Source organism: Paenibacillus sp. LT-B23 (assembly GCF_059417685.1).
The window spans coordinates 92,939-106,771 of sequence record NZ_JBSQBM010000005.1; the positions used below are offsets into that span (position 1 = coordinate 92,939).

A 13,833-nucleotide genomic window follows, 5' to 3' on the forward strand; every position below is an offset into this window, starting at 1 on the left:
TCAATAATTATACATCATTTTCGGAAAATTTTCATTAAATTTTGATTAAAATGTGATTTTTTTTATATCATAATTGTCATTTCAAATGGAGATGGAGCTAATTTCCGGAATGATTCCAATTTATCCTCAGATTATTATGTTTTAAAATTAAAATATTTATGATTAAGCTATATGCGGGGCATGTTGCGACAACAGTCTTTCTGACATGTTATACTAGAGCAAAGCCCAGTCGGAAAGGTTGTCAGTGCGGTATGAAGCTTTTTAAAGGTTTATTTTGGGGAATATTGATCAGTCTTCTCCTGTGGTGTGCCTTCTTCGGGTTTGTCCGCTGGATATCTCATTGAGTCGGGTTATGTTATAGAAAAATAAAGTTCGGGGGTTTCCTTGATTGAAGGTTATCCACTGGAATAGCTTGAAGGGAAGAGGGAAATTGAAGAAAAAGCTGTTAAGTTTTATAACTCTAGTGCTGCTAGCTGCTGGCGTGTATTGGTTTGAAGGTGGCAATCTTCTTACGAAAACGACAGGAGAGAACCCGCCTTCATCGGCTCAGGTTACGTTGCAATTTCCGTCAGGTCGTTATCCTGAAACGGCGCAGCATATCAAGGAAGCCATTCAGGCGGGGAAATCATCCATATGCACAATTGACCGCGAAGGAGCCGAGCAAAATCGCAAGCATTCGCTTGCAGGAGTTCCCACTCGTAAAGGATACGATCGTGACGAATGGCCGATGGCGATGTGCTCAGAAGGTGGCAAAGGTGCAAATGTCAAATACATAGCTCCTAAGGATAATCGGGGGGCAGGATCATGGGTCAGTCACCAACTGGATGAGTTTAAGGATGGAACTCGCGTAAAATTTGTCGTCAAATAATATGTTATGAGATCGTATCGTTACTTTTTTTTTCCCTTAGAAGGCTCCTGTGTGGCCCTGATCAGTGCCACAACTTCATTTCCCTTAGAAGGCTGCTGTTTGGCTTTAACCAATGCCAAAAAAGCAAAAAAATCTCCCAGTGTAGTGAAGCCGGCACCTAATATCGCCAGATCTTCAGCGGATAGTTGATTGAACCATTCCATTTGCTTAGCGTCAAACATATTATCACCGCCAACCATTGATATTGTATAGTATGTACTGACGGCAACGAAGGTCAGGGCTCAGGCATACCATTTAAGTATGCCTGTTTTTTTTGTGCAGAGGATGTGTAGAACTCATGTTTAAATTTAATTTTTATACTAAAATTCTCTCGATCGTTATCGTATTGCTTATACCTGTGCTAATCCTGTATGTCTATTCTAATCAGACAACGACAGGCGTGTTACGTGAGGAACTAAATCAGTCTAATTATAGCCAGTTGACTTTTTTTCAAAATCAGGTGAATACGAATATTGAAATGATTTCCTCCTGGCCGCACCTGCTGATTCATGACCCTGATGTAGCCAGTTTTCAAGCGATTTTTTTAAAGGACAAGGTTCTCAATCTGGATGGCATTAACCTTGTCAAACGGATCCAAACCAAGCTTGGACTTCAGGAAAGCTCATCTAATTGGAGAACCGGTCTGAGTATTTATTCACCTTCGCTCGGACGTGTTGTATCAGAGAATGGAGCCGTTTTTTATAATCAGAAAGAATTAAACCAATCGATTAAAAACGGCTGGCAGGTATCCAAAAAAAGAATGTACGGGAAGGATCAATTTATATTTTCAATGTATACATTATCCCCGTTTTCTTCACTTGTTAATCCGGAAACCGCTAACACGATTATTAAGGTTGAATTTGACAGCAGCAATATTCAGGACATGCTTGACCGCTTCAAAGGAGATGGACGAAAGGAACCTTTTTATTATAAAAAAGACGTAGGAGTGATTTATAATCGCACTGCAAATGAAGAGCTGTCAGGCAAGCTGATTATGAAACTGGAGAAATTGGGACTGCATGAAGTTGATAATCTGACCGTGAAAATTGGAGAAGAGAGCTATCTTGTTCACGCCGTTCTTTCGCAAACGACTGGTTGGTATTTGATTGACTACATACCTTTGTCCGATATGATGTCTCCGATTTACTCCTCTAATCGACTATTTTATATAACTGTTGCTGGCTCGCTACTGGTAGGCTTCATTGGTGCTTATCTTCTTCATTCACAGGTACAAGTGCCGATTCTCCAGCTTGTGCGGGCATTTCGGAGATTAAAGGATGGAGACTATGCTGTTCGATTGAGCCCTAGGGGAAGCCACGAGTTTGCTTTCTTGTCTCGTCAATTCAATCTGATGGTTGAACAGATTCAGGAGCTGTTCGAGAAGGTTTATGTTGAGAAACTGCATGTGAAGGAAGCGCGTCTAAAGCAGCTCCAGTCACAAATCAATCCACATTTTTTTTATAATTGTTTTTCCTTTATTACGAGCATGGCAAAGTTGCGCAATCATGAGGCGGTCGTGGCCATGGCTCATAATTTGTCCAAATATTATCGATATACGACAAGACAGGAACGGGATTTGGTTCCTTTATCGGATGAAGTCGAGTTTGTTCATTATTATTTAAAAATTCAGCAGATGCGTATGCCACGGTTAACGTTTTCAATTGTTATGTCCTCGCAAGCCAGCAGTTTGCTGATTCCGCCGCTTGTGGTACAACCACTGGTGGAAAATGCGGTGCTGCACGGGATAGAACCTCAAGCGGAGGATGGCATAATCCGTATTATGACTGAGCGTGTCGGCTCATATATGTGCTTGATTGTGGATGATAACGGACTTGGTTTGAGCAAGGAGGCTATAACATCCCTGACATTAGCACTTGACAAGCCTATAGAAGAGAAAAGTGGCTACGGCTTATGGAATGTGCATCAACGAATGCGATTACATTTTGGGGAAGACGCTGGACTGGACTTCTCGTTGTCTCCATTGGGAGGATTGCGTGTGATTTTAAAATGGCCGCTGTCAACAGCAGAGGAGCAGGAAAATGGCTTGATTGAGTCTTCGTCAAATTCGGATATTGTTAAATTGGAGGATTCTGATGGTTCAGATATTACTAGTAGATGATGAGAGCTATGTTACAGAAAGCATGGCGGCTACCATTCCGTGGGAGACGCTGGGCATCGAGAGGATTCATCAAGCTGCTTCTGCACTAGCAGCAGTGGATGTGCTGGAAGCGTGCGATATTGATATTCTGGTTACGGATATTCGTATGCCCGGCATGACGGGACTGGAGTTGATTGTTGAGGTAAACGAGCGATGGCCCCATATCCGATGTTTGGTACTAACAGGCTATGCCGATTTTGAATATGCTAAAAAAGCGCTCCAGCTTAAGGCTTTTGATTATATTTTAAAACCTGTGGATGATGAGGAGTTTATGAAATGTGTATCCGCTGCCATCGATTCACTAAAGGAAGAATGGGAAGCTTTTAACAAGATTCATCAATTACAATATAACCGCAGGACGGATTTTGGTGTGCTGCGTACCCACTTAATGCACGACTTGGTACTTGGACGTGATTTGTCTGTACAGATGATAGAGGACAAGTTATCCCAGTACGAAATTATGTTACGCACGGGACATCCTGCTGGTATGCTACTTATTCAGCTGGGCAAGCATTTTTCTGATATGGATTATCATTCTGTATCCTTAATCGAGTATGCGATTGGAAATATTGCTGAAGAAGTGTTCGCACCCGATTTTCACGTGTGGCACTGTAAAGCGCCACATGATTGCTTAATTGTATTAATAGAAGCAAATTCGAATAACAATCGGGAAAAGTATAGTATGCATCATGAAGAAGAATCAGATTATGCCCCAGAACAGCATGATATGAAGCGAATGACAGAAATTAGTATGAACGAGCGTAGTAGTATTTTGCGGGCGACTATCGAAACCTTTCGAAAAAATGTGAGCAATTACTTGAAAGGGGAAATTTACGTCACGGTAACTGGTTGGTTTATGTTCCCGGAGGAGCTGCCTAAGGCATATCAGACAGCGATAAGATCCTTATACTGGAACCAACAAAAGGAGACGGATACGTTGCTATTTGTGGATGAGCAGCCAGAACAGCCGCACAGTTCAGCCAAGTTGCTGGAGGGACTATATGTGCACCCAACGCTGACCCATCTTCTGGAGTCCAGACAATGGGAGGAGGCCGAAGCGAAAATAAACCGTGTATTTGGGAAGATAGAAGAAGCGGGATATACCCGCGAACATTTATATGAGCTGTTTATCTCGGTTACGAGCGCCTTTATGTACACGGCACACAAGCAAGGGCGCTTCATTACGCAGATGGATCAAACGGGCTTCGACCCGTTGCATGCGCAGAAAATGGTTCAATCGTTCTCCAACCTTAAGAAATGGATATTTTCCATGATGAACAAGCTTAAATCGGAATGGTCCGCAAGTGAGCAAAGCGCCAAAAGCTACGTGGTCAAACAAGTTCAGGAGCTCATCTCCCAGGATAAAGGTCAGGAGCTGTCTGTTAAGACGATTGCCGATCAGGTTTATCTACATCCTGTCTATTTGTCGAAAATATATAAAGCTGAAACCGGAGAAGGTCTGGGAGATTATATGATCCGGATGAGAATGGAGCGAGCTCTTTATTTACTCAAGTATTCCAACAAAAAAATATACGAGATTACAACCGAACTGGGCTATCAGAATCCCCAATATTTCAGTAAGATGTTCAAAAAGCATTACGGAATGACTCCACATGAATTTCGGGACCAGTAAAGATGAGACCAAGAAAAGAATAGTAAAGATCAGTTGGGAAAGGTGCAGAAATATTTATTTTGTGACATAGGCTGCGTAGTAAAGCCCTCTTATAATAAAAGAGTAGAAAATGATTTTTTGAGGGGGAACAATATGCGAGTTCATTCGAAAAAAAAGCTGTTGTCGTTGCTCGCCGCAACTATGGTATTAGGAGTTGGCCTTGTGGGCTGCTCTGGTACGGGGAGTGGTGGAGATACCAATAGCACAGCTAAAACTGAAAACGTATACAAAGAAAAATACAATCCGGAAGTCACAATTTCCACGGTATGGGGCGTAGATCCCGCCTTAAAATTTAAAAATGGCGAATCTATCGAAAATAACATTGCGACAAAATGGGCTGAAGAGAAATTCGGTATTAATATCAAATCACTCTGGTCCGTCACAGATACGAATGGTGCATTTGCCACGAAGCTGCGTTTGGCTATGTCCTCCGGTCAGGAGATGCCAGACGTCGTTGTACTGGGGACGGAGAATGAGCAACTGGCACAGGACATGATCGATTCCGGTATGTTTGCAGAGGTGGGTCCGTTGTTTGACAAGTACGCTTCGGATTCCTGGAAGCAGGCGATGAATCAGGATACGAACGTATGGAATCAGTATAGTCGGGATGGCAAAAAAATGGGTATTCCTGTACTTGATTTTGCCTATAACCATGACTATGTGTTGTGGGTACGACAGGATTGGCTGGACAAGCTGGGCATGAAGGCCCCGCAGACGATGGATGAGCTGGAAAAAGTGATGGATGCCTTTAAAAATAAAAATCCGGACGGATTGTCTCCGGACAAAGTTATTCCGCTCAGCATCGGTTTCAAAACGTCCATGAACACTTGGATGGGTGACCCGTCCTGGATTTTTGGGGCATACGGTACACTCCCGCAACAGTGGAACACAGGCACGAACGGCAGTCTGGAATATGGCTCCGTGCAGCCTGGCATGAAGCCGGGTTTGCAAAAGCTTAGCGAGTGGCTCAAAAAGGGATACATTCCGCAGGAAGCAGCATTGTGGGATGAGAATAAGACGGCAGAACCCACAGTCGCAGGAACAGCAGGTATGATTCCGGGGCCATACTGGATGAGTGGCTGGCCCCTCCAGGATACGGTGAAAAATGTGAAGAGCGCTGTATGGAAGCCGATCAAGATCCCAGTGGGGCCTGACAACAAAGCCATGCGCCATGGGACTCAATATACGAATGGTGTCGTACTGATCAACAAACAAATGCAGCATCCTGAAGCTTTTTTCACCTATCAAAATTACCTGTTTGATCACTTTGCAAATGCCAAATCGGAAGGGGATTTGGCGAACGGGATGTTTAAGGGCTACGACTATGATTTGGATGCGAACGGACAGCTGTTGCCGATCGACAAAATAGCAGGAGGTTATGTAAACTCTGTTCGTTATTTGCTGGTTCGTGATGGTGCGCGTATACCTGATGCCCAAATGAAAGCTTTGTTAAGCTTGGCTAACGGCGGGGAAGCGAAGACCCGTCTGGAGAAGGATGTAATGGTTAATTACGGGAAAGGTACTCCTGCGGCTGCCAAGGTATTGATGGAACAAAAGGATATCTCCATGAAGGATCAGTTCACGGGGCCTACTACGCCAACGATGAAGGCCAAAAAGGACTATCTGGACAAGATTGAAAACCAAACCTTCAATGAAATTATTTATGGTAAACAGCCGATTTCGGCCTTTGATACCTTCGTACAGACGTGGAAGAATGCCGGAGGTGAACAAATTACAAAAGAAGTGAACGAATGGTATAAGAGCGTTGAAAAGTAAAAACAGTTGAAACTGATAGACAGGCTGTCCCGAACGGGCAGCCTTTTTAATACAAACCATCAGATTGAATTGGAAATAAATGTTATATTATTATGTTTGTGAGATAGACTTTCATTCGCATGGCGAGATTGAAAAATGATTGCTTTTGTGCCATGTATATTGGTTTTTTGAACTGTTGGGATCGTAGGAACGCTTCTATAATTGAAGTATACCATGAGAGTTACAGGAGGAACTGCAATGAGAAGTCTGCAACGTACGTGGCCATTTCATATCATGCTGCTGCCAGCCATCATTTTTTTAATTGTATTCAGCTACATTCCAATGGGCGGCATCGTGATGGCCTTTCAAAATTACAAACCTTGGTTGGGTATAACCGGCTCCGAGTGGGTTGGACTGGATAATTTCCGCTTCTTGTTCCAACGGGAGGACAGTCTTCAAGTCGTCTGGAATACGCTAATTATCGCGGTACTAAAGATGTTTTTCAATCTGCTGATTCCGTTTGTTTTCGCTATTCTGCTGAATGAAATTCGCAAGGTCGCACTTCAGCGCTCCATTCAGACGCTGGTTTACCTGCCACACTTTCTGTCGTGGGTAATCTTGGGCGGAATTCTGGTTGACCTGTTGGCTACAGATGGTTTTATGAACCGCATTCTTGGGAATTTTGGGATCCAGCCCATCTTTTTTTTGGGAGACAATAACTGGTTTCGCTTTACGGTTATTGCATCAGATATATGGAAGGAGTTTGGCTACAACACCATCGTGTTTCTCGCCGCACTGGCGGGGATCAATCCTTCGTTGTATGAAGCAGCAGAGATGGACGGGGCAAGCCGCTGGAGACAGACGCTGCACATTACTGTACCATCACTGATTCCGATGGTAGTGGTTGTGGGTACACTTGCACTCGGCAATGTTCTGAATGCCGGCTTCGATCAGATTTTCAACCTTTACAACCCACTTGTATACCAAAAAGGCGATATTATTGACACGTTCGTTTATCGGACAGCGCTAATTAACGGAGAGATGGGCTTTGCTACCGCTATCGGATTGTTTAAATCTGTTATCAGTATGATTCTCATTCTGATTTCCTATCGACTTGCATACAAATGGGCAGGCTACCGCATATTTTGATTCCACAAGGCTGAAAGAGGGAGAGTCATGTATCATAAAACAACGGGATACCGCATCTTTAATGTGTTTAATATTTGCTTGCTTGTATTTTTATCCATCATGTGTATCGTTCCGCTGATTCATGTATTGGCGGTATCATTTAGCGCCAAATCAGCAGCAGACGCCAATCTGGTTGGACTGTGGCCGGTGCAATTTTCATTAGAAGCCTACAAAAAGACGATGAATAATCCTATTTTTCTGCACTCTATCTGGATTTCTGTTCTCCGGACCGTGCTGGGAACTGGCTTAACGCTGCTGATTACCTTCTTGGCTGCTTATCCACTTTCAAAAGAGACATCTGTATTCAGAAGCCGAAACGTCTATTCATGGCTGTTCGTATTCAGTATGATTTTTAACGGCGGTTTGGTTCCATTCTATATGGTTATTCAAAAGATTCATCTCATGGACAGCTTTTGGGTACTTGTTTTGCCGGGAGCGGTCAATACATTTTTGGTAATCCTCATGTTGAACTTTTTTAGAGGAATACCCAAAGAGATGGAGGAGGCCGCGCTGATTGACGGGGCAGGCCATTTTCGGACTTTGTTTAGTATATTTTTGCCGATATCCATGCCATCTATTGCGACGATTGCGTTGTTTAGTATGGTATTTCACTGGAACTCATGGTTTGATGGCCTGCTCTATCTGAGCAATGCTAAGGATTATCCATTGGCGACATTCTTGCAAACGGTAATCATTCAGAAGGACATGAGCTCCATGAGTATGAGTCCCAAAGAGATGGAATTACTTTCACAAACGACAGTGAATGCAGCACAAATTTTTATTGGTGCAGCGCCTATTCTTATTGTGTATCCATTTTTACAAAAGTTTTTTGTTAAAGGTATGACCCTCGGCTCTGTCAAAGAGTAAACCATATTGATTTAAAGGAGATGATTTACAGTGTCGCATCAAAACATAATCAAATACCCACCAATCAGTGAGCGAGTTCCACGTATGCTGCATGGAGCAGATTATAACCCGGAGCAATGGGAGCATTATCCCGAGGTGCTAAAAGAGGATATCCGGTTAATGAAACTGGCTAAATGTAACGTGATGTCCGTCGGCATATTCTCATGGGTTTCATTGGAGCCAGAGGAAGATGTATTTACGTTTGAATGGCTGGACCGTATCCTGGATTCGTTTGCCGAGAACGGAATATATGCGTTTTTAGCTACTCCTAGTGGAGCTAGACCTGCCTGGATGTCACAAAAATATCCAGAGGTGCTGCGTGTGGAGGCTAACCGTGTCCGTAACCTGCACGGGTTTCGCCATAATCACTGTTCTACGTCGCCTGTATACCGGGAAAAAGTAGGCATCATGAATACAAAGCTGGCCGAGCGCTATGCGAATCATCCGGCTGTCATTGGTTGGCATATTTCCAATGAATTTGGTGGGGATTGCCACTGTGATTATTGTCAGGAGGCATTTCGTACCTGGGTGAAGGATAAATACGGCACGCTGGATAAGCTTAATCACGCATGGTGGACGACCTTTTGGAGTCATACGATTACGGATTGGAGCCAAGTTGAGTCCCCGGCACCCCACGGTGAAACACAGGTCCATGCTATGAATTTGGATTGGAGACGGTTTGTGACCGATCAGACCGCAGATTTTATCAAAAATGAGATTATACCGCTCAAGGCTGCAAACCCGGCGCTTCCGGTCACCACAAATCTGATGGAGTTTTTTGAAGGATTGAATTACTGGAAGTTTGCCGATCTGCTCGATGTTGTATCCTGGGACAGCTATCCAACGTGGCATGACCGTGGGGGAGATGATAGCCGTCAGGCTGCCAAAGTGGCCATGATGCATGATATTATCCGTTCAATCAAGGGCGGGAAGCCTTGGATGCTGATGGAGAGTACGCCAAGCTTGACGAATTGGCAGGAGATTAGCAAGCTGAAGCGGCCGGGTATGCATCTGCTATCGTCTTTACAGGCTGTGGCACACGGATCAGATACAGTCCAGTATTTCCAGTGGCGGAAAAGCCGCGGTTCGAGTGAAAAATTGCATGGTGCAGTCGTCGATCATGTGGGGCATGAGCATACTCGGGTGTTCGGGGATGTGACAAATGTGGGCAACGCGCTGGAAAAACTGGAGGAGGTTATCGGCACATCTGTACCAGCAGAGGCGGCAGTTATTTTTGACTGGGAGAATCGCTGGGCGGTCAATGACTCACAGGGGCCACGTAATAAAGGTGTAAAATATGAGGAGACAGCCCAGGCGCATTATTTGGCACTATGGGAGCAGGGCGTGCCTGTAGATGTCATTCATATGGATGCTGATTTCTCCAAATACAAACTTGTGGTAGCTCCAATGCTATATATGGTGCGTAGCGGTGTAGGTGAGCGAATACAAAAGTTTGTTGAAAGCGGTGGCATTTTTGTAGCAACCTATTGGTCAGGTATCGTGGATGAACATGATTTGTGCTTTCTTGGAGGCTTTCCTGGGCCGCTTCGTAAGACGCTTGGGATCTGGTCGGAAGAGATTGACGGGTTGCATGATCACGACCGTAATCATATTTTGCCAGTTGAAGGCAATGAGTTGGATATGCACGGTGAGTATGAGGCTGTGGAATTGTGCGATCTCATTCATACGGAAGGTGCAGAGGTACTGGCTGTATACGGTTCAGACTTTTATGCAGGACGCCCAGCCTTGACGGTGAACCGCTTGGGACAGGGAAAAGCTTATTACATCGCTTCACGCAACACGGGATCGTTCAACAGTCATTTTTACAGAAGTTTGATTGATGGCGCAGGAATTAGTAAAGCACTTGATGTTCAGTTGCCGCATGGAGTGAATACAGCGATTCGTACTGATGGAGTTCACGATTATATTTTCATACTGAATTTCACTCATGAGCCGCAAGAGATTAGGCTAGATGGACGAATTTATGCGGATATGCTCGAAAATCATGTGATAGAAGACGGCAAGGTTCGATTGGATGCCTATGCTGTTAAGGTACTAAAGACAGAGCGGTGTAAATCGGAAAGAGTATAGAGTGTGATAGCTGACGTTTTCCCGAATGAGGGATCTGGTAGATTTGTCAGAGGCAATGAGGAGTACACAATTCAGATGGGGGATGACTTATGAAAACAAGTAAACGGACTATGGTATTTGCGATGTTGATCTTGTTATCCAGCTTTTTGTATCCATTTGGCTCTGTGGGAGGTGGTGCGGCTTCGGCCGCCCCTGCTTTTACCAAAGGAGCAGATATAAGCTGGGTAGCAGGAATGGAAGCGCAAGGTATGAACTGGAAGGATAAAAAGGGTGTTCGTCGGGATGTACTGCAAATTTTTCGGGATGATTATCAGATCAACTCGGTGCGTATCCGGGTTTGGGTGAATCCTGACATGAAGGATTATGCAAGCGGATACATGAATGCCGAAAAGGCAGCAGAACTGGCGCAGCGAGCTAAAAAATTGGGCATGAGCGTTATGCTAACCCTGCATTATAGCGATTCCTGGGCAGATCCCGGACAGCAGAATAAGCCTTATGCATGGCGCAATTTTACATTTACACAACTCATGGATGCGGTCTGGTCCCATACAGTCTATGTTATGAATACAATGAAAAGCAAGGGTGTGACACCGGACTGGGTGCAAATCGGCAATGAGACGAACAACGGAATGCTCTGGGATGACGGCAAAGCCTCGGTGAATATGAAAAACTATGCATGGCTCGTCAATACGGGGAATAACGCTGTAAAATCGGTAAGCAGCAGTACCAAGACGATCGTACATTTAGCTAACGGGGATAACAGTTCCGTTTTAAACTGGAATATTGGTGGACTGATTGAAAATGGAGCTCAGTTCGACCTCATTGGGCTGTCTCTATACCCGTCTCCTTCTGACTGGCAGGGCAAGGTGGATCAGACGATTACCAATGCCAATAACCTCATTGCAAAATATGGTAAAGGCATTGTCATCAGTGAAATCGGAATGGAATATAATGAACCTGCAACTTCCAAGGCATTTATTGCCGATATCAAAACGAAGGTTCGTAGTATCGCGGGCGGCAAAGGCTTGGGGGTATTTTATTGGGAACCGGCTGCAACCCCAGGTTATAATCAGGGTTATAACAAAGGTGCTTGGCAGGCTGACGGTAAGCCGACCTCAGCGCTGGAAGGCTTTATAAACTAAGTACGTACGAGTTGCCAAAGAACCTCTAATCCGCACAATATGCAGAATAGAGGTTCTTTGTTTTCGTTGGCTTATTTAAGGTAGATTGTTAGGATTTCCGGTTTACCTTGAAGAATGAAATAAGCTCTTCCAACTCCCCGGACATCAATGTAAGCTTGTCGGAAGCTTTGACGATAGAAGCCATCGACTCAGCCTGTTCTCCAATGGTGTTCTCAATCTGTTTGCTGCTGTCTGCTGTTTTGCTTACCGTGGATGACAGCTCGTCAGAGGTTGCTGACATTTCCTGCGTACTGGCTGAAATCTGCTCCGTCGCACTGGATACCTCCTGAATTTGTGACGATACTTTATTAGCCGCATTTAAAATTTCAGAGAACATTTCGCCTGTCTGCTTCGTAACTTCCAGCCCGATGTGAACTTCTTTTGTACCAAGACTCATGCCTTTTACGGTTTGTTCAATTTCCTTTTGAATTTCTTCAATAAGCTCTGCAATTTGTTTGGCGGACTCTTGAGATTGCTCAGCCAAATTACGCACTTCTCCCGCTACTACTGCAAAACCCTTGCCTTCTTCACCGACTCTGGCGGCTTCAATAGAAGCATTCAGTGCAAGCAGGTTAGTTTGGCTGGCAATACCTGTAATGATGCTTACGATATTACTGATTTCGTTAGATCGGTTTTGTAGTGCATTAACGGAATCAACGGTACTTTCTATTGTAGTGGAGATAGAATCCATTTGAGTTGATAGCTTTTGGGCTACCTGATTGCCTTCAACCGAACGTTTTTCCATGGAATAAGCTTGATCTGCTACGGAGGAGGAACTTTCGGCAATGGTTTGGATAACCGTAGACATTTCATTCATAGCTCTGGAGCTTTCAAGTGCTGCGTGATCTTGGGATTCAAGTCCCTGGGTTATTTCCTGAATATTGCTGTTAATAACATTCGTATTGTTACTGTTCTGTTCGCTAATGCTTAGCAGCTCCTGAGCCGATTCCGTAACTTCTTGCGTCGTATCTTGTACTTTTACCATCGTATCGTTAATACGTCTGATCATGGTATTAAACTTTTGGTTGATAATGCCAAGGTCATCCAGACCTGTTTTGATGCTAACATTCAGATTGCCCTCGCTTACTTCCTCGATGCCCTTCATCAAGCTGCGAATCGGGGAAAGGGTACGTTTTACAAGCAAATATTGAATGGTTAAGAAAATAGCAAGGAACAGAATGAGCAGGGATACACCGTATAAAAGCAGTTTTTGAAGTCCGGCAGGTACCGAGCTTGCGTCTACGTCAAAGTAGATTGCGCTCGTAATTTTACCGCTTGCATCTGTAATGGGATAAACAATGGTAGTCCATGTACCATAATCGTCGGTGTAAAAGCTGCTCAACGCCGATTCTTTCGATTTTAACATTTCATTTACAGCATTTACGTTTGCAGTAGGAAGAGCATACATATCCCCTATGTTCATTTTGGAATCTTGGAATGATTGAACTAGATTTGTGGGAACGCCAATAATGGAGGTTTGGTCTCCTTCCTTTAACTCTGTACCAAATATGTAAGCTTGGGCAACGTTAGGATAAAACGTGTGAATGGAGTCGAGAAATTTGCGTAAATCTTGCTGAACAGTGCCATTATAATCTTTTTCGGTCAAGGCTTGTTGCACTTGTGTTTTATCGACATCTTGTGCCCATTTTTTGGTTAACACCTTAACCTGGTCTTGCAGCTGTGTGGTGAGAATATTCTTTTGAAGTATGTAGCTGGATGTGATGAGAATCGCACCGATTAATACGATGTTAATGAATGAAATCAATAAATTTTTACCAAAAAAGGACATAGTGCTCCACTTCAAGTTTTTCACGTGCTTCTTCTCCTTTAAGTTAAAATATATTTTTAATATACAACCTATCCCTTATATATTTCGTCAATTTGCTTTCAAAATGTTAGGTATTTATTAAATTTGGAGAATATCGGTTACATATTGGTGAAATATAGTGACAAAAACCGACAAAGATTCTTGTCA

General features: G+C 43.8%; 10 protein-coding genes. 8 read left to right on the forward strand and 2 right to left on the reverse strand.

Annotation, left to right across the window (positions count from 1 at the left end):
* Positions 1-430: 430 nt before the first annotated feature.
* The gene (locus ACWXW9_RS08550) at positions 431-868 is read left to right on the forward strand and encodes a NucA/NucB deoxyribonuclease domain-containing protein (RefSeq protein ID WP_494929066.1); all 438 of its coding nucleotides are present in this window, start codon (positions 431-433) and stop codon (positions 866-868) included.
* A gap of 20 nt (positions 869-888) precedes the next feature.
* Here ACWXW9_RS08550 and ACWXW9_RS08555 read toward each other — a convergent pair whose 3' ends face one another.
* Positions 889-1,089, reverse strand: coding sequence for a hypothetical protein (locus tag ACWXW9_RS08555; RefSeq protein ID WP_494929067.1), 201 nt, complete (start codon positions 1,087-1,089; stop codon positions 889-891).
* 116 nt (positions 1,090-1,205) lie between these two features.
* On the opposite strand from ACWXW9_RS08555, the gene ACWXW9_RS08560 reads away from it, so the two are divergent.
* The 7 genes from ACWXW9_RS08560 to ACWXW9_RS08590 all read left to right on the forward strand — a co-directional run bounded on the left by ACWXW9_RS08560 (position 1,206) and on the right by ACWXW9_RS08590 (position 11,819).
* Positions 1,206-3,026, forward strand: coding sequence for a sensor histidine kinase (locus ACWXW9_RS08560; protein WP_494929068.1), 1,821 nt, complete (start codon positions 1,206-1,208; stop codon positions 3,024-3,026).
* Positions 3,001-4,698, forward strand: a complete 1,698-nt coding sequence (locus tag ACWXW9_RS08565) for a response regulator transcription factor (protein ID WP_494929069.1) — start codon at positions 3,001-3,003, stop codon at positions 4,696-4,698. The genes ACWXW9_RS08560 and ACWXW9_RS08565 overlap by 26 nt, the downstream gene beginning before the upstream one ends.
* A gap of 132 nt (positions 4,699-4,830) precedes the next feature.
* Positions 4,831-6,513, forward strand: coding sequence for a type 2 periplasmic-binding domain-containing protein (locus ACWXW9_RS08570; protein WP_494929070.1), 1,683 nt, complete (start codon positions 4,831-4,833; stop codon positions 6,511-6,513).
* A gap of 237 nt (positions 6,514-6,750) precedes the next feature.
* Positions 6,751-7,641 carry an ABC transporter permease gene (locus ACWXW9_RS08575; protein ID WP_431087944.1) on the forward strand — a complete coding sequence of 297 codons (891 nt, stop codon included), beginning with the start codon at positions 6,751-6,753 and terminating at the stop codon, positions 7,639-7,641.
* A 27-nt stretch (positions 7,642-7,668) separates the two neighbouring features.
* Complete coding sequence (locus ACWXW9_RS08580; protein WP_431087945.1) at positions 7,669-8,547, forward strand: carbohydrate ABC transporter permease; 879 nt, start codon at positions 7,669-7,671, stop codon at positions 8,545-8,547.
* A gap of 84 nt (positions 8,548-8,631) precedes the next feature.
* Entirely contained in the window at positions 8,632-10,677 is a 2,046-nt protein-coding gene (locus tag ACWXW9_RS08585; RefSeq protein ID WP_494929162.1) for a beta-galactosidase, read from the forward strand.
* A gap of 89 nt (positions 10,678-10,766) precedes the next feature.
* On the forward strand, positions 10,767-11,819 hold the full coding sequence (locus ACWXW9_RS08590) for a glycoside hydrolase family 53 protein (RefSeq protein WP_494929071.1): 1,053 nt from the start codon (positions 10,767-10,769) through the stop codon (positions 11,817-11,819).
* Between the two features lie 88 nt (positions 11,820-11,907).
* On the opposite strand, the gene ACWXW9_RS08595 is transcribed toward ACWXW9_RS08590, so the two are convergent.
* Positions 11,908-13,671, reverse strand: coding sequence for a methyl-accepting chemotaxis protein (locus tag ACWXW9_RS08595; RefSeq protein ID WP_494929072.1), 1,764 nt, complete (start codon positions 13,669-13,671; stop codon positions 11,908-11,910).
* Between the last annotated feature and the right edge of the window lie 162 nt (positions 13,672-13,833).

What these genes read in the sequence shown, in the direction of transcription:
- ACWXW9_RS08555 (WP_494929067.1), bottom strand. Translation starts at nt 1,089, where the DNA reads ATGTTTGACGCTAAGCAAATGGAATGGTTCAATCAACTATCCGCTGAA.
- ACWXW9_RS08560 (WP_494929068.1), top strand. Translation starts at nt 1,206, where the DNA reads ATGTTTAAATTTAATTTTTATACTAAAATTCTCTCGATCGTTATCGTA.
- ACWXW9_RS08565 (WP_494929069.1), top strand. Translation starts at nt 3,001, where the DNA reads ATGGTTCAGATATTACTAGTAGATGATGAGAGCTATGTTACAGAAAGC.
- ACWXW9_RS08570 (WP_494929070.1), top strand. Translation starts at nt 4,831, where the DNA reads ATGCGAGTTCATTCGAAAAAAAAGCTGTTGTCGTTGCTCGCCGCAACT.
- ACWXW9_RS08575 (WP_431087944.1), top strand. Translation starts at nt 6,751, where the DNA reads ATGAGAAGTCTGCAACGTACGTGGCCATTTCATATCATGCTGCTGCCA.
- ACWXW9_RS08580 (WP_431087945.1), top strand. Translation starts at nt 7,669, where the DNA reads ATGTATCATAAAACAACGGGATACCGCATCTTTAATGTGTTTAATATT.
- ACWXW9_RS08585 (WP_494929162.1), top strand. Translation starts at nt 8,632, where the DNA reads ATGCTGCATGGAGCAGATTATAACCCGGAGCAATGGGAGCATTATCCC.
- ACWXW9_RS08590 (WP_494929071.1), top strand. Translation starts at nt 10,767, where the DNA reads ATGAAAACAAGTAAACGGACTATGGTATTTGCGATGTTGATCTTGTTA.